A 25,143-nucleotide genomic window follows, 5' to 3' on the forward strand; every position below is an offset into this window, starting at 1 on the left:
ATGGCAACGGGTCGGCTACGGTCTTTCGGGCTTTTTTTTGTACTGAACGCCCTGCTATTACCGTTTGCCGGCGCCCAAACTCAAGACCTGTTGCAGGTATGGACAAAAGCCCTTGAGCGCGACCCAATTCTTGCGGCAGCCGAAGCCAACCGGGCCGCGCAATCGGAAAAAACACCCCAGGCCCGTGCCCTACTTCTGCCTTATATTACGGCCAGTACGGGCGTTGAGACAGACGATATCCGCTCCACCTCGCTAGACCAGAGCAGCACCGACAATCGAGCCGTTTGGGCGCTAACGCTTACGCAACCTATTATCGACGTGGGTTTATGGGACACCTACCGCGCTACGGAATACATCGCGCAATCAGCCACATTGGCTGTACAGCAAGCATGGCAAGACCTTACATTACGCGTTACCCAAGCCTACTTTAATGTACTGGCGGCGCAAGACACGCTGAAAAGCCTGGATGCGCAAAAGCAAGCCATTATGAATCAACTGGATGCCGCCAAACGCGGGTTCGAGTTGGGCAGCGCCACCATCGCCGATACCTATGAAGCCCAGGCCCGGCTAGACCTCATCAACGCCGGCGAAATTCAAGCTTTTAACGCGCTGCAACTGGCGCAAGATGCCCTTGCAGGCATTATTAGCGAACGCCCCGCAGAGCTGGCCCGCCTTCAAAGCACAGTATCACTTCCCCCTCCCCAACCTGCCCGCCTGGACGACTGGACGACCCAGGCAGCCCAGGCAAGCCTCGAGGTAGCACAGGCTGAATTAAGTACGCGTCTGGCGGCAAAGCAGATTCATATTGCCCAGAGTGAACACTATCCCACTGTCGATTTCTACGCTCAGTCGGGCAGCAGCAGCGACAGAGGCACATTCGGCCCGCGAGCCGGTCCACGTTCAGTGGAAACGACGGTCGGCGTACAGCTTTCAATTCCGCTGTTTGCCGGGGGCGGGATCTCATCGAGAGTGCGTGAACAAACCTCTCTACTACAAAAAGCGCGCTACGAGCTGGAGTCAACGCGTCGCCAGGCCGTACAGGCAACCCAGGCTTTCTTTTCGGGTGTGGTATCGGGTCTTGCCCGTGTGTCTGCTCTGCAGGCAGCTGAGGCTTCCAGCCGGGCCTCTCTTGAGGCCAACCAAACGGGCTACGAAGTGGGGGTCCGCGTGAATATTGACGTTTTGAATGCGCAACAGCAATTGTATGAAACGCAACGCGCCCTGGCCGACGCCCGTTATGCCACATTGCTGAATGGCCTGCGCCTGAAAGCGGCCGGCGGCATTCTAACCGCCGACGACATTATTGCGATCAATAATCTGCTGGCACCGTAAACTGTATAAAAAGGTTATTGGCCCGAAGCGGCGCGTATTTTTTTAACCAGCTTTGTGGTTGAGCGCTGAAACTCGAACGGAATGGCAACCGCCTTGCCACCCCAGCTTTCAACTAATTCCGTTTCCGGCAAGGTTGCCATGTTGTAGTCACCGCCTTTCACAATAACGTCGGGCCTCAACGCCTGAATCAATTGATATGGCGTGTCTTCATCAAAATACGTTACGTAAGACACCGACTCCAGCGCCGCCAAAACAGCAGCACGGTCTTCCTGTGCATTCAACGGGCGGTCATCCCCTTTTCCCAAGCGCCTTACCGACTCATCCGTGTTCACCGCGACGATCAGCGTTTTGCCCAAAGCAGCGGCAGCGTCGAGATAAGTGACGTGGCCGCGATGCAAAATATCGAATACGCCGTTAGTAAACACCAGCGGTCGCGTGAAGCGGCCGCTTGAGGCTGCTGCCTCGCAAGCGTCACGAGACAAAACTTTCTTTTCAAAGCCCGCGCACATGGGCTTAAGCCACCACTGCAGTGCCGCGAATGAGCTCTTTGCGATAACGATTGAGGTCTTGAACCGTTTTGAAAGATGAGTTCATTAATAAAGACAAGTTATGCAAAATGCGGGCGCTTACCTTGCCTTCCCAGTCTTTGTCGAACCGGATCTGGTTATCGAGCCATTGCTCCAGCCAACCGGGAGAAGGAAGTTTCGACTGCACCGTGTCTTCAGGATAAAGCGCTTTGTTAACGTGTAAATTGGTAGGATGCAAAGCTTGCGGAGTGCGGTGGGCAGAAGCCATCAGCACGCCGATTTTTGAAAACGCCATGCGCGCCTGGTCGCCCAACTCTTGCCCCTTCTGATTCAACGCCCTTTTCATATAGCGCAAATAGGCACCGGCATGGCGAGCTTCGTCGTGAGCGATGGTCTGATAAATGGCCTTGATAACCGGTTCGGTATGCCAATCTGAAGCGCACCGATACCAATGATTCAGGCGAATTTCGCCGCAAAAATGCAACATAAGCGTTTCCATTGCCGGCGCAGGGTCAAACTCGAAGCGCACCTTGTGCAGCTCTTCTTCGGTGGGCATGAGGTCGGGACGGAACCGACGCAAATACTCGATCAGAACAAGCGAATGCTTTTGCTCTTCAAAAAACCAGATCGACATAAACGCCGAGAAATCGCTGTCGTCACGGTTGTCGCGCAAAAACATTTCCGTAGCGGGCAGTGCCGCCCACTCTGTAATGGCGTTCATCTTGATTGTGTACGCCTGCTCGTCGGAGAGTTTGCTTCCGTCAAAATCATCCCACGGAATATCGGTGGCCATATTCCAGCGTACCGCCTCCATTGATTTGAATAGTTCAGGGTAAAGCATAGACATCTCACTTAAGATAACAACACACAACGACAAAAGCCAATTATTTAATGATACAGCCTTGATATATCAGCAATATTTCAACATTCGCCGAACTAGATAGAGTACACAGAAATACTACTTTCCCGCAATGGCCCAAATGGCCACCCCAATGGCCACCGCCAATACCGCAACAAGGGCGGAAACCAACCGGTTATTCTGCTCTTGCGCTTTCCTGAGGCGCTGAATCTCTACCTGCAGGCCCGGCAGAGAGTCCGGCCGCGACAAGTTGCTATAGACCAGGCGAGGGATTTGCGGCAACATTTGCGACCATTGCCCGGCCTCCTGATCAAGACGCTGCTTAAAACCCTTATAGCCTACACGTTCGCGCATCCAGTTTTCCAGGTACGGCTTGGCGGTTTTCCACAGGTCCAGATCGGGGTCGAGTTCCCGGCCCATGCCCTCAACATTCAACAAGGTTTTCTGCAATAAAACCAACTGAGGCTGAATCTCAACGTTGAAGCGGCGTGACGTTTGAAATAAACGAAGCAACACCTGCCCCAGGGAGATTTGCGATAAAGGACGGTCGAAATAGGGCTCACACACAGCTCTAACGGCACCTTCCAGCTCCTCTTCGCGCGTGTTTGACGGCACCCACCCAGACTCAATATGCAACTGGGCAACGCGGCGGTAATCGCGATGGAAGAAAGCCAGAAAATTTTGCGCCAGATAGTTTTTATCATGCTCCGACAACGAACCCACGATGCCGAAGTCGAGTGCAATATAACGCCCCAGCGTTTCCGGCGCATCAGAGACATAAATATTTCCCGGATGCATATCGGCATGAAAAAAACCATCGGAAAATACCTGGGTGAAAAATATTTCCACTCCCGTACGGGCCAAATCCTTGATATCGACACCAGCTTCGCGCAACCGCCCAATCTGGCTAACCGGAATGCCGCGCATTCGCTCCATCGTGAAGACGGTGGTTGTGGTGTACTCCCAGATCACTTCGGGAACAGTCAGCAAATTCTGCCGACCTGTTTCCGGGCCAAAATTACGACGCAACTGGCTGCAATTCGACGCTTCACGCACCAAATCCAACTCATCATGCAAATATTTGTCGAACTCAGCCACCACTTCACGAGGTTTCAGGCGACGACTATCCGGCGCCATCTTCTGCACCAGGCCTGCCAATACCCGCATTAACGTTAAATCTTTTTCAATGATACGCAACATGCCCGGCCGCAAGACCTTCACCGCGACTTCTCGGCCGTCGTGCAACACTGCAAAATGCACCTGGGCAATGGATGCCGACGCCACCGGATCTTTATCGAACTGCCGGAACAATTCATTGGGCGACTGTCCCAGCGCCACGCGAACACATTCAGCGGCCTGGTCGGACGGAAATGGCGGGACACGATCTTGCAGCTTGGCTAATTCCTCGGCGATATCCAGCGGAATTAAATCGCGCCGGGTAGACAGAACCTGCCCGAACTTAACAAAAATCGGACCCAACGACTCAAGCGCCAGGCGCAAACGCACGCCTCGATCGGTTCGGGGGGGGCGCCCAAAGCGGACAATGCGAAGCATAAAAACCGCAACGGGATGCTTGATGCTGGATAAAACCAATTCATCAAGCCTGAATCGCAGGGATATTAAAATAATACGGACAAGACGGAAAAACGTCATCACCTTCCGCCCCCATTTCGGTTGGAATGCACATGCGTTTCGAGTGCACCTACTTTTTCGTCCAAACGATCAAGTCGGACCTGCAAATCGCTTAACTGCACCGACCACGCTTCATGTGTATGCCGTCCGAGCAGAACCTGACGCTCCTCAATAAGGTATTCAGCCATATTTCCGGCAAAACGCCCACTGGATCGCTGCACACCCGCCAGAATAGAACGGAAGCCGGCGCTTACACGTACCGCCGCAGCATCACCCACAAAACGCGCAAGATCTTCTTCAGGATCCCAACGCAGAGTGCGCGCCAGCTCGGCCACAATCGTCGCCAGGCCGGCATCCCCTTCCACATGCAAAAAATGAGCGACCTCGTCGGTGTTGCCCTGCCGCACGGCCTGCAAAACCTGGCCCAATTGGTGAGGGGTGAGCGTTAAAGTAACTTGCGGTTGGGCCTCGCGCGAGGCAACCTCAACCAAACCACCCGCAACCACCGTTAAGCATACCGACTGCGCGCCAAGATAAAAACGAATCGTTTTCCCTTCATGCCGGGCCAAACGATCGGCAGCCCATTGCTCACGCCCCAACAAGCCATTGAGTACTTTGGCGAAAACCCTGGCCGGCGCCAGAAAATCAGGAATAGGCAGCATGATGGATATGCGCAGCACCTACGCATAGAAAAATATCTTGGAACAGCCGTAAGTGTACCGGTTTTAGGGACAACGCGACGCCGCCAACAAAAAGCCGGGCACGGTTGTTAAACAACCGCCGCCCGGCCGGAAGACGACATGCAACAAACTTGCTGTTAACCGTTATTCGAAGACAGTTGCTGAAGCCCCGCCAGCAACCAGCCCGAGCCGTCTGCTTTGTACAGGTTCCATACCTCCTCAATGCGAACCGCTTCCGCACCGGGTTCTTCACGCAACATGCCCGAATACCGTACGCTGGCCAAGTGTCCATCGGAAATAGCTTCAATACCCAGCAACTCCGCATTCAGCAGCAGAACTTCGGTATGTTGTGACAGACCTTCACGCGCTTGCATCTGGGGACGGAATTCCGCGACCATGTCGTCGGTAAGATATTCAGACAACCCATCAATGTTACCTTCATCCCACAGGCGCTGGACCTCCAGGAACTGTTTCTTGGCATTTGCCAGAAAAGCGCCCGTATCAAAATCATCAGGAATGAACCAGCTGTCTTGATCGGCGGTTGACAACGTTCCCGGCACATCGGTTGCTGCAACAGGCGTCATAGAGGGCGCCTCTGGTTGCGCCGATGGCGTGCGCCAAACCTCGTGAGCCCCTTGCTGGTTGTTGCGCTGCATACCCGCACTTTGCGTCGCGGGTCCGGAAGCGGCGCCACGCAAACGGCGCACAATAAACATAATTGCAAAAGCCAGCAAACCAATGAGAATCAGGCTGGACATGAACTCAAGAAATGCGCCCGACAAACCCATTTGCGAAAGCAGTGCCGCGATACCCAAGCCCGCCGCAATGCCCGCTATCGGCCCCAAGAAACGTGACATACCTGAACGCGCGGCAGCCCCACCCGCAGCGGCCGTAGACGCAGACGCGGTATTTTGCGAGGTGCTGCGCTGTGTTGTAGTGGACGGAGTAGCCGCCTGACGTTGCTGCGTAACATTGGTGGACTGACGGCCAAAACTTGCGCCACCACCAAATCGACGAGCTTCCGCATCGAACGAAATAGACACCATGGCAAAGGTGCTGAAAGCCAGGAGCACACCCGCAAAGTAGCGAGACAAGCGACTAGACATATTTGTAAAGCTCCAGTGAACGATCGATTGATCGATGGTTGTAAGACAACAACCTTAATCTTACTAGAACCTGAACGTAAGCTCAACACAAATACATCGGCTATCCAAAAACCAGTGCCGCGTCAGCCCAGATTCACGCCTTCGTGCAGGGCAACCAAGCCGGCGGTTAAGTTGAAATAGCGCACGCGATCGAACCCGACATCGCGCATCATTTGCGCCAGGGTTTCCTGATCGGGATGCATGCGAATGGACTCGGCCAGATATCGATAGCTTTCTTCGTCTTTGGCTACATTTTTGCCGAGCCAGGGAAGGATATTAAATGAATACCAATCGTACGCCGGTGCCAAAGGCTTGGCGACACGCGAAAACTCAAGCACCAATAACTTACCGCCGGGCTTCAGCACGCGGCGCATTTCCGACAACGCAATTTCTTTGTGTGTCATGTTGCGCAAACCAAATGCTACCGTGATGCGATCAAAATAAGCGTCGGGAAACGGCAGCTTTTCAGCGTCGCACACGGTAACCGGTGTAATCAGGCCTTTATCGACCAAACGATCACGACCCACGCGCAGCATGGAATCATTGATATCGGTTAACCAAACCTCGCCCGAGGCTCCCACCTTGCGTGCTAAGGCTTTGGCCAAATCCCCCGTTCCCCCTGCGATATCAAGCACTTTCATGCCGGGGCGGACATTGGCCCGGGCGATGGTGAAAGCTTTCCAGGCCCGATGCAAACCCGCTGACATAAGATCATTCATGACGTCGTAACGCTGCGCGACGGAATGAAAAACCTGAGCGACTTTGGCGGCTTTTTCAGCCTCATCGACTGTTTTATAGCCAAAGTGGGTTTGACGCCCTGAGGGAGGAGAAGAAGGAGTACGATTCATAGCGCGTATCGTACTCCAACTCACGATGTCCCGCCAGCCAACGCACCGGTTTCAGCGGCTTACCACGAATTTGGACAACCGTCACGAATTTTTCACAAACCTGTAACAATCAAGCCATAATATGGCAGGGTCCTTACCCTTAACCCAAAAACGCCATGAACACCACTATTCTCGTCGTTGAAGATGAACCCGCGATTCAGGAACTGATCGCTGTGAACCTGTCATTTGCCGGACACAAGGTACTGCGCGCATTCGATGCGGAACAAGCACAAACGCTCATCCGTGCCGAACTACCGGACTTGATCTTGCTCGACTGGATGCTGCCTGGCGCCTCAGGTATCACTCTGGCAAAACAGCTGAGATCCGACGAAAGAACGCGTCACGTTCCCGTTATTATGCTCACTGCAAAAGGGGCGGAGAACGACAAAATAGAAGGCCTGGAGGCCGGCGCAGACGACTACATCACCAAGCCCTTCTCACCTAAAGAGCTCATGGCTCGCATCAAAGCCGTGTTGCGTCGCCGCGCGCCCCAGCTCACCGATGACATTATCCAAATCGGCACATTGGTTCTCGACCCCACCACCCACCGGGTCAGCGGAAACGGTACCGCTCTATCGATTGGCCCTACTGAGTTTCGCTTGCTACACTTTTTCATGACGCACACGGAACGCGTTTTTTCCCGTTCACAATTGCTCGATCAGGTATGGGGTGATCATGTCTTTGTCGAAGAGCGCACCGTCGACGTTCATATTCGCCGGCTACGTAAAGCGCTCGAGCCCAGCGGACACGAAAACCATATTGAAACCGTACGCGGTGCGGGCTATCGATTTGCCGCCCGCTTACCCAGTGCAACGCCTTAACCGTACCTAATTGAACAACCTAAGCAGCATCAAGGCCTCTTATCATGCAGAAAACCCTGATCTCACTTGGCGCCTGGATACTGCTTGGCTGGGCGGTGGGTGAGTGGATTAATCCAACAACAGGGTGGTTCGTCTTAACCGCAGGTCTGCTCGGCATGATTCTGGTGAGCGGGACGCAACTTTCTCAAATTCGCAAATGGGTTCGTCATATTCATACACCCCCACCCCCGTCGGTCGGCCCGTGGGACGAAATTCTGGCGCCCATCTACCGGCAACTGCGTAAAGACCGTCTGGAAATCGAAGAACTAAACCGACACGTTGCGGGCATTATGCTTGCCGCCGAGGCGTTACCCGATGGCGCCATTACGTTAAACGAAGAGATGCTGGTAACGTGGTGCAATAAAACCGCTACCGAACACACCGGGCTGAACCTTGAAACCGACCGCGGCTTCAGTATTTTCAATATTTTGCGCGCGCCCGAGTTTCATGAGTACGCCCAGCAATCGAAGTGGCCTGAACCCCTGTTGCTTCACCTGGTTCGCAACGACCAAAATCGCGCCATATTAGTTCAGCTCACGCCCTACGGTATTGGCCAGTATCTGATCGTGACGCGTGATGTCACCCAATTGGAAAAGCTCGAAACCACCCGCAAAGACTTTGTAGCAAATGTTTCACACGAACTGCGCACCCCCCTAACGGTTTTGGTCGGTTTTCTGGAAACGCTGCAATCCATTCCCGCTGAACACATTGAACCGGAACAGCGCGAACACTACCTGAATTTAATGATTGACCAGGCCCAGCGCATGCAAGCCATTGTGGCCGACTTGCTCACGCTGTCGACGTTGGAATCATCGCCTTCCGTGTCGGGAGAGCCCGTGAATATGGCCGAAATCATTCACACGGCTTTGAATCAGGCGCGAATCTTATCGAAAGACCAGCACGTATTTGTAGAGAACATCGCCGATGATTTATACATACAAGGCAATGCATCGGAGCTTGCCTCGGCGGTAAGCAACTTGCTCACCAATGCAGTTCGCTATACCCCTAAAGACGGCACCATTACGGTAAGTTGGTATTTAACTGAAAGCGGACGTGCACATTATTCGGTACAAGACACGGGCATTGGCGTGGCCGCGCAAGATATTCCGCGGTTAACCGAAAGATTTTATCGTGTCGACCGCGGCCGCTCACGCGCCACCGGCGGCACCGGCCTTGGCCTGGCTATTACAAAGCATGTCGCGATGCGTCATAACGCAGAGTTAACGATTAACAGCCGCCTGGGCGCAGGCAGCCTGTTCACATTGGCGTTTCCACCTTCCCGGCTTGTCGTGCCCAGTAGCCAATAACACGACAACCGATAACACGAAACGGCTTATACCAGCACGCGCTCAATGCCGCCGGCATTCGCGGCCTTCACATAGTCTTCAAGCCAGGATTGGCCCAACACGTGGCGTGCCATCTCGACCACGATGTAATCGGCTTCCATACCGGTGTCACCTTCATAGCGCGACAGCCCCTGCAGGCACGAAGGACAGGAAGTCAGCATTTTCACATTGCCATCGTAACCATCGGAACGAATCTGGCCTGTGTTTTTCAATAGCTCTTCCTGTTTGCGGAAACGCACTTGGGTTGATACGTCGGGCCGCGATACCGCCAACGTGCCCGACTCACCACAACAACGATCGGTTTTGATTGTGTCAGTCCCCACAAGCGACTTCACCGTCTTCATAGGGTCTTGCAGCTTCATGGGCGAGTGACAGGGATCGTGATACATATAACGCATACCCGTCACGCCTTCGAGTTTGATATCTTTTTCAAGCAAATACTCGTGAATATCAATTAAACGGCACCCAGGAAAAATCTTTTCAAATTCGTAGCCGGCCAGTTGGTCGTAACAAGTACCGCAACTGACAACGACCGTTTTAATGTCGAGGTAGTTCAATGTGTTGGCCATACGGTGGAACAACACACGGTTGTCGGTGATGATTTTATCGGCCTTGTCGTACATGCCATTGCCGCGCTGCGGATAACCGCAACACAAATAACCCGGCGGCAAAACGGTTTGTACACCGGCATGCCACAACATGGCCTGGGTAGCCAGGCCAACCTGAGAAAACAGGCGCTCGGACCCGCAGCCCGGGAAATAAAACACCGCCTCCGAATCAACATGCGTTGAGCTGGGGTTGCGAATAATGGGCACGTAGTTGGCGTCTTCAATATCGAGCAGCTTGCGTGCGGTTTGCTTGGGCAGCCCACCCGGCATTTTCTTGTTCACGAAATGCACAACCTGCTCTTTAATGGGGGCTTTACCAATAGTGGCGGGCGGTTGTTGCGTTTGGCGGCGCGCCGGCACGCTGAACAGATCGGCGGCAAAACGCTGCGCCTTGTAACCGATATCGACCATGGCCGTACGCGTTGCCTTGATCACGCGCGGGTCTTTTGCATTCAGGAAGAACATGGCCGCCGTGGTACCCGGATTGAACGACTTCTTGCCCATGCGACGCAACAAAGCGCGCATATCCATGGACACATTGCCGAAATCAATATCGACCGGGCACGGGTTATAGCACTTGTGACATACCGTGCAATGGTCACCCACATCTTCAAACTCAGACCAATGCTTCAGGCTAATACCCCGACGCGTTTGCTCTTCATAAAGGAAGGCCTCGATAAGCAACGAGGTGGCCAGAATTTTGTTACGCGGCGAATACAACAGGTTGGCGCGCGGTACGTGCGTTGCACAAACCGGCTTGCACTTACCGCAACGCAAACAGTCTTTAATAGCGGACGAAATGGCGCCAATTTCACTTTGCTGCATAATCAGCGACTCGTGACCCAGCAGGTTGAAACTGGGTGTCCAGGCATGGCGCAAATCGGCGCCCGGCATGAGCTTGCCGGCATTAAACCGCCCCTGCGGGTCAATTTGCCGCTTGTAGTCCTGGAACGGCTGTAGCTCTTCAGGCGTAAGAAACTCGTATTTGGTCAGGCCAATGCCGTGCTCACCGGAAATAACGCCATCCAGGTCGCGGGCAATTTTCATAATGCGCGCCACCGTTTCATTAGCCTCGCGCATCATTTCGTAGTTGTCGGAGTTCACCGGGATATTGGTATGCACATTGCCGTCACCCGCGTGCATATGCAAAGCAACGAACACACGGCCTTTCAATACCTCATCGTGAATCGACTGAATTTTGGCCAACACCGCCGCACAAGCCGAACCTGCGAAGATGCGCTCCATATGGCTGCGCACTTCGGCTTTCCAGGAAACACGAATGGTGCGATCTTGCATCACGTCGAACACACGCGCCTCGGGCTGCGTATCCAGGCGTTCTCGAAGCGCGGGCACCAAACTTTCCAAACCCAATGCCGGAATTTGCGACAACGCTTGCGACAAAGGCATGTCGAGGTTTTCAAGCAACCATACCCAACGCCGACGGGTTTCGGTTAACACTTCCAGTGCGGCTTCGGTTCGCTCGCGCAACACCCCGGCGCGCATCATTTCAGCCTCTTCTGCATCCTCGGTTTTACCCACCGGCAGGGCTTCGCTACCAAAAAACTGTTCAAGCTGGTCGAGCAAACGCAACTTGTTGCGCGTGGAAAGCTCGATATTGATTCGCTCAATGGCATCGGTGTACTCACCCATGCGGTTCAATGGGATCACGACATCTTCGTTGATCTTGAATGCATTTGTGTGGCGCGCAATGGCCGCGGTACGGGCACGATCGAGCCAGAACTTCTTGCGTGCTTCCGCGCTAACCGCAACAAACCCTTCCCCATGGCGCGAATTGGCCAGCCGCACAACCTCACTGGCAGCAGCTGCGACGGCGTTGGGGTCATCACCCACAATATCGCCGATAAGTACCATTTTCGGGAAGCCGCCGCGCTTGCTTTTGGTGGCATAACCCACTGCACGCAAATAACGTTCATCCAGATGCTCTAACCCGGCCAGCAACGCACCTTGCTGCTTGCCTTCACCATCCAGGTATTGCTTGATTTCCACAATTGACGGAATAGCATCACGCGCCTGGCCGAAAAACTCCATGCACACTGTGCGCGTTTCACCTGGCATACGGTGCAACACCCAGCGGGCCGACGTAATAAGGCCATCGCAACCTTCTTTTTGCACCCCCGGCAAACCGGCCAGGAATTTGTCGGTGACGTCTTTACCCAGGCCTTCCTTGCGAAACTTGCGCCCTTCTATGCGCAACGTTTCCGACTTCAACAAACGCTCGCCCGGCGCACGGCTGCCGTCGAACCATTTGATGTCGAACTGAACCTCTTCGACATCGTGAATCTTGCCCATATTGTGGTTTACACGTGTGACTTCAAGCCAATTCCCTTGCGGGTCGACCATGCGCCACCATGCCAGGTTATCAAGTGCCGTACCCCAAAGCACGGCCTTTTTCCCGCCGGCATTCATGGCCACATTACCGCCAACACACGAGGCGTCGGCCGACGTGGGGTCAACAGCAAACACAAGCCCGGCCTCATCAGCGGCATCGGCTACCCGGCGGGTTACAACGCCGGCCCCGGCCAGCACGGTGGCAACAGGCTGCTCAAGACCCGGCAGTGTAATGTGCTCAACCGCTTCCAGCTTGTCGAGTTTTTCGGTATTAATAACCACCGAGCGCCAGGTGAGCGGAATGGCGCCGCCCGTATAACCCGTGCCACCCCCACGCGGAATAATGGTGAGCTCCAGCTCGATACAGGCGCGCACCAACGGCGCCATCTCGGCCTCGGTATCGGGCGTTAAAACCACAAACGGGTACTCAACACGCCAGTCGGTCGCGTCGGTAACATGCGAAACGCGCGACAGCCCGTCGAACTTGATGTTGTCGCGCGCGGTTACTTTGGCCAGGCGCTTCATGACCTTTTTGCGCAATGCCCGTGTTTGCTCGAACTCAAGCTGAAAAGCGCTCACGGCGCCACGAGCCGCCTGCAGCAATAACACGACTTTGTTGTCGCGTTCGGGGTCACCCGCATCGCGACGCTTGTCAATTTCACCCAGCCGGTGCGTCATGGCTTCTACCAGCATCGCAAGGCGTTTGGGGTTATCGAGCAAGTCGTCCTGCAAATACGGGTTGCGCTTCACTACCCAGATGTCACCCAGCACTTCAAACAGCATTCTGGCCGAACGACCGGTTTTACGCTCTCCGCGCAGATCGGTTAACCAAGACCAGGCCTCTTCACCCAATAACCGAGAAACAATCTCGCGATCGGAAAAAGAGGTGTAGTTGTATGGAATTTCACGCAGACGCGGTGCGTCGTTTGACGGCAAATTCGCAAGCAATTGGCTGGCAATAGGGGCGTTCATGGAGTCGCTGTCAAAAAAAAGATTCGGGTAATCTCCCAGTTTACTTCATCGGTCAAGCGCGCACGGCGGTTAAACCCCTGACGAAACCCATAAAAACGCCCAGGCCACCAACAAATACCGCAGAAACTTCCCTAACGCGATGAAAAACAAGCACGGCCAGAAAGGTAAACGCATCCCGCCGGCCACGGCACAAAGTGGGTCGCCTATTACCGGCAACCAGGAAAAAAGCAACGCCAGCGGGCCAAAACGTCGAACATAGCCCTGCGCAACGCCACGCCAACGGCCGGTGCTTTCACCGAAGTAACGTACGGCCCAGACTACCCCCATACCCATGGCGTAACTCACCACCCCACCTAAAGTATTACCCAGCGTTGCCAACGCCAGCGCCGGCCAGACGTTGCCAGGCTGGAGCTGCAAATAGGCCATCAAAACAGGCTCAGAACCCAGCGGCAGCAGGGTTGACGCCAAAAAACTTATAACGAACACCGCGCTTAAACCAACTTCGGGCATGGCCAGAAAAGCCAGCAGATCAGAAACCATCGCGCCCCATTGCCCTTGCATATTTCCTGTCCTTTGTCTGTGTAAGAAGCATGCGCTGTGGTAACCTAAATCCCTTTATCAAGCCCCTTTTCTAGCGCTCAATCGCATCATGTCAACCGACTATCTCAAACGCATTCTCACATCCAAAGTCTACGATGTCGCCATTGAATCACCCCTGGAATATGCGCCCCAGATTTCCGCGCGCACCCAGAACAATTTCTTTCTAAAGCGCGAAGATGCACAAGAAGTTTTCAGCTTCAAGCTAAGGGGTGCTTATAACAAAATGGCGCACCTTAGCAAAGCCGAATTAAAGCGAGGCGTCATTGCCGCCTCGGCGGGCAACCATGCGCAAGGGGTGGCGCTGTCTGCACGAAAGCTGGGGTGCCGCGCGGTTATCGTCATGCCCACCACCACCCCTCAGGTGAAAGTCCGGGCGGTCGAGGCATTCGGCGGCGAAACGGTGTTGATTGGCAACAGTTATTCCGATGCTTTCCTCCACGCCAAAGAGCTCGAGAAGAAAGAACGTCTTACATTTGTGCACCCGTTCGACGACCCCGACGTCATTGCCGGCCAAGGCACTGTAGGCATGGAAATTCTGCGTCAACACCCCGGCCGTATCGATGCCATTTTCTGCGCCATTGGCGGAGGTGGGCTTGTATCTGGGGTTGCGGCTTACGTAAAACAACTGCGCCCGGATATTAAAGTAATTGGTGTCCAAACCGAAGACTCCAACGCCATGATTCGCAGCGTTAAAGCGGGTAGACGCATTGAATTGAACGACGTGGGCCTTTTTTCCGACGGCACGGCAGTCAAGAAAGTCGGTGCAGAAACCTTTCGCTTGACGCGCGAGTGGGTCGACGACTTCGTGACGGTTGATACCGATGCCATCTGCGCTGCCATTAAAGACGTTTTCCAGGACACGCGCAGTGTGCTCGAACCATCGGGCGCTTTGGCCATTGCCGGCGCCAAGCGCTACGCGTCTTTAAACAAGTGGAAAAATAAAACGCTGGTTGCCGTCGCCAGCGGCGCCAACATGAACTTCGATCGCCTGCGTTTTGTGGCCGATCGGGCCGACGTTGGCGAGGCACGCGAAGCACTTCTGGCACTCACCATTCCCGAACAACGCGGCAGTTTCCTGAAGCTTTGCGAAGCGATCGGCGCGCGTAGCGTTACCGAATTCAATTACCGTATTTCCGACGCCAAAAACGCCCATGTTTTTGTCGGCCTCCAAATCAGCTCACCCTCGGAAGGTGAAAAACTGGCCAACATGTTCAGTCGCAAAGGTTTTGAAGCCCTTGACCTGACCCACAACGAAATGGCCAAAACCCATTTGCGTTTTATGGTGGGGGGGCGCTCCGACCTGGCGGAACACGAGCTCCTTTACCGCTTCGAGTTTCCGGAACGACCAGGCGCCTTGATGCGATTTTTAAGCTCAATGAGCCCCGATTGGAACATCAGCCTGTTTCATTATCGAAACCAAGGCGATGACTACGGCCGTATTCTGGTAGGGCTGCAGGTTCCCCCAGCCGACAAAAAAGCGTTCAAAGCGTTTCTTGAAACCCTGGGTTACCCATATTGGAACGAAACCGACAACCCCGCCTACCAATTATTCCTGTAAAGCGGCGCCGGTTTAAAACGTACACACAGTGTAGAGCGGCAAGCCGGTGTCTTTCAGGTTTTTCGACCCGCCAAGATCGGGGAGATCGATAATGGCGGCGGCTTCAACCACATTGGCGCCCAAACGTTGCAATAACTTGGCGGCGGCCACCATAGTGCCGCCTGTTGCAATCAGGTCGTCGATCAGCAACACGCGTTGCCCGGGCTTCACCGCATCAGTATGCATTTCAACGGTTGCATTGCCATACTCCAGGGTGTATTCCTCGGCCAGGGTTTGAAAAGGCAACTTGCCTTTTTTCCGCACCGGAACAAACCCCAGGTTCAATTCATATGCCAGCACCGCGCCCAGAATGAACCCCCTGGCATCGACACCCGCCACCAGATCGAGTCGTTGGCGCATATAACGATAAACAAACAGGTCGACTAAAACCCGAAATGAGCGTGGGTCTTGTAATATAGGGGTAATGTCGCGAAATGTAACACCCGGGCTGGGCCAATCGGGCACGCTGCGGATGGCATTGCGGATGTACTCGGCAGGATCGGTATGCATTAAGGTCGCCACAACAAAATTGAACCAGGCACTAACTATAACCTTAATATTGCCTGAACTGTGCAGCCCACCCATTGAAACAAAAACAATTCGCAACGTTTAAAATCGAATAATGACGCTTTCAGATTCCCTTTCCGCCACCAACGCACTGGCCTCCGCCCGCCGGACGCTCAGCACCGAAATCGCTGCGCTCGAAAGCCTCAGCAACCGCCTTGACAGCACTTTCCATCAAGCGGTCAAACTGGTTTTGGCATGCAGTGGCCGAGTGGTGGTGACCGGCATCGGAAAGTCCGGCCACATCGGCAGAAAAATGGCGGCAACGCTTGCTTCCACGGGTTCGCCTGCTTTTTTCATGCACGGCGTAGAAGCCATCCATGGTGATCTGGGCATGCTCACCCCCCAAGACGTCGTCATTGCCATTTCTTATTCGGGCACTGCCGAGGAACTGATTACCGTCCTGTCGGTCTGTAAGCGCATGGGCATTCCTATCATCGCCATCACAGGCAACCCCCAATCTGAACTGGCCGGTAGTGCGCAAGTGCATTTGAACGTTCACGTTGAACAAGAGGCCTGCCCGCTTAATCTGGCGCCCACAGCCAGCACCACCGCCACCATGGCACTGGGTGATGCGCTGGCGGTTGCCTGCCTCGAGGCGCGCGGTTTCGGCGCCGAGGATTTTGCCCGATCACATCCGGGCGGCGCCCTGGGGCGTCGCTTGCTAACTCACGTGCGCGATATCATGCGGCACGGTCAGGCTCTGCCCATTGTTCAGGGCACAACCCCCATCCCGGAAGCGCTCGAGGAAATGTCGCGCAAAGGCATGGGTATGACCATTGTTGTGAACAACAAGGAAGAACCCATTGGGATCTTCACCGACGGCGATTTGCGTCGTCTCATTTCAAAAGTAGGCGATATCCGTCACCTGAGCGTCTCCGACGGCATGTCACTCGGCCCACGCAGCGTGAGCGCCGATGCGCTCGCCGTCGAAGCGGCTTCGATAATGGAGTCCAACAAACTATCGCAAGTCGTTGTCGTTAACAAACAAGGCAAACTCATTGGCGCCCTGCATATGCACGACCTCATGGCTGCCAAGGTAATCTGAACATGAAAACACCTGCTATTCCACACCCCGCAGAAGCGCTCATCCTGGCTCGCGTCCCTGAGCACGTGGTCAACCGCGCTCGCGAAATCAAGCTCATGGCCTTCGATGTCGACGGCATCCTGACCGATGGTGCACTTTGGTACGGCGAAAACGGTGAAGTTGCCAAACGCTTCCATGCGCTCGACGGTTATGGGCTGCGCATGCTTAGGGAAAGCGGCATTGTGGTGGCTTTCATCACGGGCCGAAAAGGCCCTATTGTCGCCCGGCGAGGCGCCGAGCTTGGTATTGAAATTGTCTTGCAAGGGGTGCGCGACAAGCTTCAATCCCTTACCCAAATCGCTCAGGAGCATGGCCTGTCCTTCGACCAAATAGGTTTTATGGGTGACGACATCATGGACTTGGCCGCGTTGCAACGTGTCGGGCTGGCCGCCACAGTGCCCGGCGCCCCCGCCTATATTGAACAAGCCGTACATTGGGTGTCAGGCAAGCCGGGCGGGGAAGGCGCCGCCAGAGAGTGTTGCGACCTGATTCTGGCCGCACAGAAACGCCTGGGCCCGTTCCTGTCGCAAAATAGTGTCGTACTGGGCGACGTCACGCAATAACATATTATGAAAGAACGGCTACCTGGATTCATCGCGATATTACTGCTCTGCTCTCTGGTTGTTTTAAGCTGGTGGGCGGCGGAATACACGCAGCGCGCGGTACAGTTGGAGCCACCCCGGCGCATTACCCATGAGCCTGACGCCTGGTCCGAGAATTTCGTCATGGTAAGAACCAACCCCCAGGGGGAGGCCATTAACCGGCTGGAGGGCGACTACCTGCAGCATTACCCCGACGACGATTCCTATGAGGTCGACAACGCACGTGCCGTTGGCCAACGCGCAGGGTCACCCATTACGGTGGGTACCGGGAACAAAGCCGTAATGGATCAGGACGGCAGCCGCATCACTCTCACGGGCGACGCCCACCTGCATCGGGTTCCCTACGACGACCGGCCAGCGCTCGACGTGACCAGCGAAAAACTGATTCTGCTGCCCGACGAAGATGTCGCCTACACCGACCTGCCGGCGCTGGTACAAAACGGGAAGTCGCGGATTAACGGAAAAGGCATGCGCTACGACAACGAGTCTCGTACACTTGAGGTTTTCTCGGCCAGCGACGTAAAAATATCGGGCGAAGAATCACGCTCGCAACGCACTGAAAACGCCACATCGAACGACTAGAAAAAATATTATGAACCGCTTATCTATTCAACACCTTTGCCGCTGGGTATGTATTAGCGCACTGATGGCCTTATCGTCGTTGGCAAGCGCTCAGCCGACAAACGATAATCCTGCTGAAGAGCCCGACACGCTTATCTTGTCCGATACGCTAAATTACGACGACATCAAGCAAGAAAGCACTTTTACCGGTAACGTGGTCATGACGCGCGGCCAGATGACGCTGAACTCCGACACGCTCATCATGCGCGAAGACGAAGAAGGCTTTCAATACGGTACGGCAACCGCCAACGACGGGAAACTCGTTTTCATCCGCCAGGAAAACCCCGAAAAATTCGAAGTTATTGAAGCGCGCGGCCTACGGGCGGAATACAACGGCAAAACCGAGGAAATTGAAATGATCGGTCAAGCCATCGTCACCAAGTACGTATGTGGAAAACGCCTCGACAACATCCGCGGTGAACGGGTTATTTACAATCAGGCAACCAGTATTTACAAGGCATTTGGCGGGCCAAACTCATCTGCCGCAGGTGGGCGGGTCCGTTCAGTTGCCACGCCGGGTGCAAAGGCCGAAGCTGCAGCAGCGGAATGCCAGCAGAACCAGAATCGCTAAGCGAAGAGGCAAGTATGGCAGTCACGTCTACATCCCGCGCACCTGTTCGCGCCGCCAGCGACTCCAAAGGCAGTCTGATCGCCACCGGTTTGCGTAAAACCTACGGGAAGCGCACCGTTGTGCACGATGTTTCAATGTCGGTCGACAGTGGCGAAGTTGTGGGCCTGCTGGGCCCTAACGGGGCGGGCAAAACAACCAGCTTCTACATGATTGTCGGCATTGTCCCAACCGATGCCGGGCGCATCGAGATCGACGGCGTTCCCATTACGGCCATGCCCATGCACAAACGCGCCCGCATTGGGCTGTCGTATCTACCCCAAGACGCCTCGGTATTTCGTCGCCTCACAGTGGAGCAAAACATCCAGGCCGTGTTGGAGCTGCAAATCGATGAACGCGGCACACCTCTTACCAGCAATCAAATAAAGCAGCGTCTAGAAGAACTGCTCGACGAACTGCAAATTCAGCACATACGTGGCAATACTGCCATTTCCCTGTCGGGTGGCGAGCGCCGCCGCGTAGAAATTGCACGCGCATTGGCAACCAACCCACGATTCATCCTGCTGGATGAGCCGTTCGCGGGGGTCGACCCGATTGCGGTCATTGAAATTCAGCGTATTGTCCACTTCCTGAAAAGCCGGAATATCGGCGTATTGATTACCGACCACAACGTTCGGGAAACACTGGGCATTTGCGACCGTGCCTACATTATCAGTGAAGGTAAAGTGCTGACCAATGGCCATCCAGACGAAATCATCGACAACGAGGCAGTACGCCAGGTATATCTTGGCAAAAACTTCCGCATGTGATTTTCACCCATACTTTGACTTCGAACAAACCCTGTACTTGTGCTACTTGATTTACCCGCCACAAACGATACACTGAACACGTGACAACAAAAAAAGGAGGGGTAGTCGTTCTTTCATTCAGGCGCACCAAGCGCAATGTTGTTTTTTATAGGAGCACAACATGAACCTGAGTATCACCGGTCGTCACCTTGAAGTCACTCCCGCTATCAACGAATACGTTAAAACGAAAATGGCTCGGGTTGCCCGGCATTTCGACAACGTTATCGACACCCAGGTCATGCTCTCGGTAGAGCGTCTCAAGCACACAGCTGAAGTCACCATGCGTTTGCCTGGCAAAGACCTTCACTGCGAAGCTTCCGACGAAAACCTATACGCTGCCATCGATTTGCTGGCAGACAAAATAGACCGGCAAGTGATCAAGTACAAAGACAAAGTACAAAATCATGCTCACGAGCCGCTCAAACGGCAGGAAATTGCCGTCGATCAATAGCGTTTTCGCGTCATTCAAGCCAAATTGGTCACAATGCGAGCACTTCCGTGCTGAATAACGTCAAATGTGCTCTAATTGGCTTCATGAGTCAGCCCCAATCCCGCTACCGATTGGGGCTTTCGCATTTGTAATTTCCTTCTGAATTTTCATTTCCGCTCATATAATGGTCGTCATGAACTTAATGTCGCGTATCCTGCCATTGCAGAATGTGGTGCTCGATGTCGAAGCAACCAGTAAAAAACGGGCCTTCGAACAGGCGGCGCTGCTATTCGAGAACCATCACGGCGTCGCCCGAACGGCGGTGTTTCAAAGTCTTATCGGGCGGGAGCGCCTCGGTTCAACCGCGCTGGGACACAACATGGCCGTTCCGCACGGGCGTATCAAAGGCCTGAAAGAACCTATCGCCGCCTTTTACCGGCTCGCCGAACCCGTACGCTTTGATCCGGCCGACGGGCGCCAGGCCGGTTTACTGTTTTTCCTGCTGGTTCCCGAAGCGGCAACACAAATGCACCTCGATTTGCTGGCGGAAATTGCACGCATGGCGTCCAACACAGAGCTGCGCGAGGCATTGTCAACGGAAACCGACCCGGAACGGGTTCACGAGTTGCTTACAACAGTTGAACATACCTAACCCGTCAAACGGCCCATTATCATGCTCACTGTTCAAGAACTGGTCAGCGACAACACCGACAAAATCGCTTTTAATTGGATTGCAGGCCTGGGCGCGGCACATCGCGTTATTCCCGATGTCGGTATGGCGGGTGCCGACCTGGTCGGTCACCTGAACCTGATTCACCCGTCGCGTATACAAGTCTTCGGCAAAGAAGAACTGCTGTACTACACGCGTTTTGAACCCAAACGTCGTATTCACCACCTGGAAGACCTTGTCGCAGGCGGTGTTCCGGCTATTCTAATGGCCGATAGTCTCGACGCCCCGGATGATCTGCGCGACTTTTGTAATGTCCAGCAAATCCCGCTCCTCTCGACGTCCGTCGAAGCGGCAAAACTTATCGACCTTCTGCGCATCTACCTTGGCAAACGGCTGGCTCCACGCACCACCGTCCATGGGGTGTTCCTCGACGTTCTGGGGCTGGGTGTTTTAATTATGGGCGATTCGGGCCTGGGCAAAAGCGAGTTGGCGCTGGAGCTGATTTCCCGCGGCCATGGGCTGGTTGCCGACGACGCCGTCGAGCTTTCGCGTACCGCCCCGGGAATCATAGAAGGCCATTGCCCGGCACTGTTACAAAACCTGCTTGAAGTGCGCGGTCTCGGCCTCCTGGACATCCGCACCATATTTGGTGAAACCTCAGTTCGACGCAAAATGCGCCTGAAACTGATTGTCCAGCTCGTCCGGGCGAATGCTGAGAACTTTGAACGTCTTCCGGTTCAAGACTTGACCCAGGATATTCTCGACACCCCCATTCGCCGGGTCATGCTTCAAGTGGCCGCCGGACGCAACCTGGCTGTCCTGGTGGAAGCAGCGGTCCGCAACACCATCCTGTCATTACGAGGTATCGACACCATGGGCGAGTTTATTGAGCGCCAGGCTTTGGCAATTATGGAAAACAGTCGTCCCGACTAAACCGCCATGAAAATTGTTCTTATCACAGGCATATCGGGTTCAGGCAAATCAGTTGCTTTACGCCTACTCGAGGATTCCGGCTACACCTGCGTCGATAACCTGCCCGTCAAGTTTCTCAACGAATTCATTAATACCGTTCGCGAAGAACAATTAAAACAAATTGCAGTTGCCATCGATGTCCGATCTCCCGGCGATTTGGCTACCCTGCCCCACGTCCTGACCGGGCTCAGGTCTCAAGGTGTTGAGTTCAAAGCCATTTTCCTCGATGCCAGTGACCACGCACTGATGCAACGTTATTCCGAGTCGCGCCGCCGGCATCCGCTTACTGATCGCTTGCGCAAAGAAGGCAAATCGGCTTCCTTGCTTGAATGCATTCACGCCGAGCGCGAGCTGCTTGCACCGATGCGCGATCAGGAACACGTTATCGACACCTCCGAGCTTACGCCGGGCCAATTGCGCGCCTGGATGCGAGACCTGATTCAGGCAGGCAGAGCCGACGTCGTGCTGACCTTCCAATCGTTTGCATACAAACGCGGCGTGCCGGCCGACTCCGATCTCGTTTTTGACGTTCGCTGTTTACCAAACCCGCATTACGACCCCGAACTCAAGCCTCTTACAGGGCGAGACCAAGCCGTAGCCCAGTGGTTGATGCAATTCAACAACGTTAACCAGATGCTGGACGACATTACCGGTTTCATCCGCCGCTGGTTACCTTTATATTTGCAAGATACGCGCAATTATCTAACCGTGGCAATTGGATGCACCGGGGGGCAACACCGCTCGGTGTATGTTGTTGAAAAATTAGCCGAACGGTTTGCAGATCACTCACCTTTACTGATCAGGCATCGAAACCTTCCGGCCATTGAACAGCCATGAATGACAAGCAACGCCCTGGGTATCTACTGCTCGCTTTTCTGCTCTGCCTGATTATTGCAGGGTGTTCTTCATCGGGCAGTAAACGCGGGGGCTACTACAAAGACGACGGCCCAGGCAGCGATCCCCCCGCCAATATCCAGGCTATACCCGATGCCGCCCCGCGTATTGAACCCCATCACCGGGCCACCAAACGCCCCTATGTGGTTTTCGGTAAACGCTATATCCCCATGTCAAGCGACCAACCATTCCGGCAGGAAGGCATTGCTTCATGGTACGGGCGCAAATTTCACGGCAATAAAACCGCTAATGGCGAAACGTACGACATGTACGCCATGACAGCCGCACACCCCACACTCCCTATACCCAGTTATGCCCGCGTGACACGCGTGGCAAACGGCCGCTCGGTCATTGTGCGAATTAACGATCGCGGCCCCTTCCACAGCGGCAGAATTATTGATCTTTCTTACGTAGCGGCGTCCAAGCTCGGGCTGATCGGGCCGGGGAGCGGCCGGGTGATTGTCGAGGCGATTACGCATGACGATATCCGAGCGGGACGTTTCGGCGGCCCCACTACATATGCCCAGGCGCAGAACAGCGCCGGCTCCATGCCATCGGAACCCTCAACGCACTCTATTTCCTCGGCTGCAACACCGCAGCCGGTGATTCCCGCTGAACCGATCAGCGAACGCATCGTGCCGGACGCGCTGATTGCCATGCAACTGCAGGCGGAAATGGCTGACTCAAACGAAATCCAGCCGGATACGGAAGCCGACAGCGTTGATCCAGATCCAAGTAAGGTTCCACCCGTTACACCATCCGGGTTCTACCTTCAGTTCGGTGCTTTCAGCAACGCTGAAAATGCACAAGCCCTGGCCGAAAAGATCAATGCCGAACTTGCTTCCATCGACTATAAAAATGCCCAGGTGAGCCCTGGGAATACACTGTATCGGGTTCAGCTCGGGCCATACTCAAACCGCACGGAAGCGGTGAATGCCGCTTTACGTTTTGAGGAAATTTTAGGGGCACAACCCACAATTGCCCTGCGGTAGTGTCGCCTTACAACTCATTCTTCCCGCGCTCCAAGGCCATGCGGTATAAATCCGCTTTGGGCAAATTCGTTGCCCGTGCCGCAATCCGCGCGGCATCTTTCACGCTTAGATCCTCCAACAGTGCATCCAGCAATATCGACACATAAGCCGGCGGCGCTTCATCAGCCGCATCCGGCGATGGATGCAAAACCAATACAAACTCGCCCTGACTATGATGTGGGTCCTGCTGCAGCCATGCCTGCACTTCATTAAGTGGCAACGTGACAACCTGTTCAAAACGTTTGGTAAGCTCGCGTGCAATCGTTACTAGGCGATCACCGGGCAGCACATCGGCCAAATCGCCCATCGACGCGGCAAGACGATGGGGTGATTCAAAAAATACCACCGGCATATTGATTGCTGACCAGCGTCGAAACCACTTTTGACGCGCCGTTGTTTTGTGCGGCGTGAAACCGGCAAACGTATAAGCCGGGTTTTCATCTGTTGTAGCCCCGCTCACCATCAGTGCCGCCATCACTGCACTGGCACCCGGAACGGGAATCGCGCGATAACCTTCGGCAACAATCGTTCGCACCACCCGCGCCCCCGGGTCACTCACGGCAGGCGTACCGGCATCGGAAATCAGAGCAACCCGCTCTCCTTTCTGCAGACGCCCAATAATGACCTGGGCAGCACTTGCCTCATTGTGCCGATGGGCGGCCATCATTGGCGTGCTCACCCCCCAGGCATCCAGTAGTTGGCGGCTGGAACGGGTATCTTCAGCTGCGATCACGTCGCATCGCCGCAACGCCTCTACAGCCCGCAGGCTCAAGTCGGCCAAGTTGCCAATAGGCGTCGCAATGACATACAACGCACCGGCAGGCCAATCCTGCTGGTCCACCCGTTCAGTGAGACGTTTCCACGACATTGGGGGTTCATCAAACCCATTCTCTTCACGCATACTAGGCAGCCTTAGTTACAGTTATTCAATTTCATGAGCGACGCTTCTTTGCCAAATCCACTAAGCCCGGAGCAGGTAATCCGATCAGCACAGGAAAGGGCGATTCGTCGTCGCAGAAAAAATACGACGCCTAAAACTGCCATGCCCCTGCCCTTCACCCCCGTATCCGCAAGCCAGCAATTGGGGCACGCAGCCGAAAGCCAGGCTTGTTATTATGTGACACAACACGGCTTATGCGTACTCGCACGCAACCTTAAGTGCCGTGCGGGGGAAATCGATATCGTTGCGCGCGACCAGAATATACTTGTATTTATCGAAGTACGCTGTCGACGCAATGCCAATTACGGCTCGGCGGCCGAAACAGTTGGGCGGCATAAACAAAAACGCGTTATTCGAGCAGCCCAATTCTGGCTGCCCCACCTTGTTCGCCGCCACTTCAAACAAACCCCGCCGTGCCGTTTCGATATCATTACATTCAATGGCAGCCGGCTTTGCTGGCTTCAGGATGCCTTTCGAACTGTATAACTTTCGCGAAAAAACGTTACATCCGGCTTTTTCGAC

The 25,143-nt window shown here is 54.5% G+C and carries 25 protein-coding genes; 15 read left to right on the top strand and 10 right to left on the bottom strand.

The genetic code is table 11. The features are described from left to right. Positions 1-1,332, top strand: a complete 1,332-nt coding sequence (locus CJO09_RS04725; RefSeq protein WP_119441274.1) for a TolC family outer membrane protein — start codon at positions 1-3, stop codon at positions 1,330-1,332. A 14-nt stretch (positions 1,333-1,346) separates the two neighbouring features. Here CJO09_RS04725 and rfaE2 read toward each other — a convergent pair whose 3' ends face one another. From rfaE2 to ubiE, 6 genes are all read right to left on the bottom strand, one after another. Continuing rightward, on the bottom strand, positions 1,347-1,841 hold the full coding sequence (rfaE2, locus tag CJO09_RS04730; RefSeq protein ID WP_119441275.1) for a D-glycero-beta-D-manno-heptose 1-phosphate adenylyltransferase: 495 nt from the start codon (positions 1,839-1,841) through the stop codon (positions 1,347-1,349). A gap of 4 nt (positions 1,842-1,845) precedes the next feature. Beyond that, complete coding sequence (locus CJO09_RS04735; RefSeq protein ID WP_119441276.1) at positions 1,846-2,700, bottom strand: ferritin family protein; 855 nt, start codon at positions 2,698-2,700, stop codon at positions 1,846-1,848. A gap of 117 nt (positions 2,701-2,817) precedes the next feature. Next, entirely contained in the window at positions 2,818-4,371 is a 1,554-nt protein-coding gene (gene ubiB, locus CJO09_RS04740; RefSeq protein WP_119441277.1) for a ubiquinone biosynthesis regulatory protein kinase UbiB, read from the bottom strand. Beyond that, positions 4,371-5,012, bottom strand: coding sequence for a ubiquinone biosynthesis accessory factor UbiJ (locus CJO09_RS04745; protein ID WP_119441278.1), 642 nt, complete (start codon positions 5,010-5,012; stop codon positions 4,371-4,373). Before CJO09_RS04745 ends, ubiB begins: the two co-directional genes overlap by 1 nt. Positions 5,013-5,167: 155 nt before the next feature. After that, positions 5,168-6,136, bottom strand: coding sequence for a Tim44 domain-containing protein (locus CJO09_RS04750; RefSeq protein ID WP_119441279.1), 969 nt, complete (start codon positions 6,134-6,136; stop codon positions 5,168-5,170). Positions 6,137-6,258: 122 nt separating this feature from the next. Further along, positions 6,259-7,023, bottom strand: coding sequence for a bifunctional demethylmenaquinone methyltransferase/2-methoxy-6-polyprenyl-1,4-benzoquinol methylase UbiE (gene ubiE, locus CJO09_RS04755; protein WP_119441280.1), 765 nt, complete (start codon positions 7,021-7,023; stop codon positions 6,259-6,261). 155 nt (positions 7,024-7,178) lie between these two features. Here ubiE and phoB point away from each other — a divergent pair, with 155 nt between their 5' ends. Together phoB and phoR are read left to right on the top strand one after the other, a co-directional pair. Further along, positions 7,179-7,883 (top strand): phosphate regulon transcriptional regulator PhoB, encoded by a 705-nt coding sequence (phoB, locus tag CJO09_RS04760; protein ID WP_119441281.1) that lies wholly within the window; start codon positions 7,179-7,181, stop codon positions 7,881-7,883. A 44-nt stretch (positions 7,884-7,927) separates the two neighbouring features. Further along, entirely contained in the window at positions 7,928-9,229 is a 1,302-nt protein-coding gene (gene phoR / locus CJO09_RS04765; protein WP_119441282.1) for a phosphate regulon sensor histidine kinase PhoR, read from the top strand. Between the two features lie 26 nt (positions 9,230-9,255). Here phoR and CJO09_RS04770 read toward each other — a convergent pair whose 3' ends face one another. After that, entirely contained in the window at positions 9,256-13,197 is a 3,942-nt protein-coding gene (locus tag CJO09_RS04770) for a DUF3683 domain-containing protein (protein ID WP_119441283.1), read from the bottom strand. A gap of 69 nt (positions 13,198-13,266) precedes the next feature. After that, positions 13,267-13,758, bottom strand: a complete 492-nt coding sequence (locus tag CJO09_RS04775) for a YqaA family protein (protein WP_119441284.1) — start codon at positions 13,756-13,758, stop codon at positions 13,267-13,269. A gap of 88 nt (positions 13,759-13,846) precedes the next feature. On the opposite strand from CJO09_RS04775, the gene ilvA reads away from it, so the two are divergent. After that, positions 13,847-15,355 carry a threonine ammonia-lyase, biosynthetic gene (gene ilvA, locus CJO09_RS04780; protein WP_119441285.1) on the top strand — a complete coding sequence of 503 codons (1,509 nt, stop codon included), beginning with the start codon at positions 13,847-13,849 and terminating at the stop codon, positions 15,353-15,355. Between the two features lie 12 nt (positions 15,356-15,367). On the opposite strand, the gene CJO09_RS04785 is transcribed toward ilvA, so the two are convergent. Further along, positions 15,368-15,904 carry an adenine phosphoribosyltransferase gene (locus tag CJO09_RS04785; protein WP_114421379.1) on the bottom strand — a complete coding sequence of 179 codons (537 nt, stop codon included), beginning with the start codon at positions 15,902-15,904 and terminating at the stop codon, positions 15,368-15,370. 112 nt (positions 15,905-16,016) lie between these two features. Here CJO09_RS04785 and CJO09_RS04790 point away from each other — a divergent pair, with 112 nt between their 5' ends. The 10 genes from CJO09_RS04790 (at position 16,017) to CJO09_RS04835 (ending at position 23,642) form a co-directional block, all read left to right on the top strand. Then, the gene (locus CJO09_RS04790; protein ID WP_119441286.1) at positions 16,017-17,006 is read left to right on the top strand and encodes a KpsF/GutQ family sugar-phosphate isomerase; all 990 of its coding nucleotides are present in this window, start codon (positions 16,017-16,019) and stop codon (positions 17,004-17,006) included. 2 nt (positions 17,007-17,008) lie between these two features. Further along, positions 17,009-17,608: a KdsC family phosphatase gene (locus CJO09_RS04795; RefSeq protein ID WP_114421327.1), complete on the top strand. Its 600-nt coding sequence runs from the start codon at positions 17,009-17,011 to the stop codon at positions 17,606-17,608. A gap of 6 nt (positions 17,609-17,614) precedes the next feature. After that, complete coding sequence (lptC, locus tag CJO09_RS04800) at positions 17,615-18,229, top strand: LPS export ABC transporter periplasmic protein LptC (RefSeq protein WP_114421328.1); 615 nt, start codon at positions 17,615-17,617, stop codon at positions 18,227-18,229. A 10-nt stretch (positions 18,230-18,239) separates the two neighbouring features. Further along, a complete protein-coding gene (gene lptA, locus CJO09_RS04805; RefSeq protein WP_119441287.1) occupies positions 18,240-18,839 on the top strand; it encodes a lipopolysaccharide transport periplasmic protein LptA in 600 nt (199 codons plus the stop codon). Between the two features lie 14 nt (positions 18,840-18,853). Then, positions 18,854-19,645, top strand: a complete 792-nt coding sequence (gene lptB, locus CJO09_RS04810) for an LPS export ABC transporter ATP-binding protein (RefSeq protein ID WP_114421380.1) — start codon at positions 18,854-18,856, stop codon at positions 19,643-19,645. 160 nt (positions 19,646-19,805) lie between these two features. After that, positions 19,806-20,135 carry a ribosome hibernation-promoting factor, HPF/YfiA family gene (gene hpf, locus CJO09_RS04815; RefSeq protein WP_114421330.1) on the top strand — a complete coding sequence of 110 codons (330 nt, stop codon included), beginning with the start codon at positions 19,806-19,808 and terminating at the stop codon, positions 20,133-20,135. Between the two features lie 172 nt (positions 20,136-20,307). Further along, positions 20,308-20,766, top strand: coding sequence for a PTS sugar transporter subunit IIA (locus CJO09_RS04820; protein ID WP_179950511.1), 459 nt, complete (start codon positions 20,308-20,310; stop codon positions 20,764-20,766). Positions 20,767-20,787: 21 nt separating this feature from the next. Continuing rightward, entirely contained in the window at positions 20,788-21,717 is a 930-nt protein-coding gene (gene hprK / locus CJO09_RS04825) for an HPr(Ser) kinase/phosphatase (RefSeq protein ID WP_119441289.1), read from the top strand. A gap of 6 nt (positions 21,718-21,723) precedes the next feature. Next, complete coding sequence (gene rapZ, locus CJO09_RS04830; RefSeq protein ID WP_114421333.1) at positions 21,724-22,593, top strand: RNase adapter RapZ; 870 nt, start codon at positions 21,724-21,726, stop codon at positions 22,591-22,593. Next, positions 22,590-23,642, top strand: coding sequence for a septal ring lytic transglycosylase RlpA family protein (locus tag CJO09_RS04835; protein ID WP_119441290.1), 1,053 nt, complete (start codon positions 22,590-22,592; stop codon positions 23,640-23,642). The genes rapZ and CJO09_RS04835 overlap by 4 nt, the downstream gene beginning before the upstream one ends. Positions 23,643-23,649: 7 nt before the next feature. Here the strand turns inward: CJO09_RS04835 and rsmI are convergent, their stop codons facing one another. Next, entirely contained in the window at positions 23,650-24,582 is a 933-nt protein-coding gene (rsmI, locus tag CJO09_RS04840) for a 16S rRNA (cytidine(1402)-2'-O)-methyltransferase (RefSeq protein WP_119441291.1), read from the bottom strand. A 141-nt stretch (positions 24,583-24,723) separates the two neighbouring features. Between rsmI and CJO09_RS15925 the strand changes: the two genes are divergently transcribed. Next, positions 24,724-25,107: a YraN family protein gene (locus CJO09_RS15925; protein WP_425454087.1), complete on the top strand. Its 384-nt coding sequence runs from the start codon at positions 24,724-24,726 to the stop codon at positions 25,105-25,107. Positions 25,108-25,143: the final 36 nt, after the last annotated feature.

It is taken from the genome of Neopusillimonas maritima (assembly GCF_003576595.1).
GTDB lineage: Bacteria > Pseudomonadota > Gammaproteobacteria > Burkholderiales > Burkholderiaceae_B > Neopusillimonas > Neopusillimonas maritima.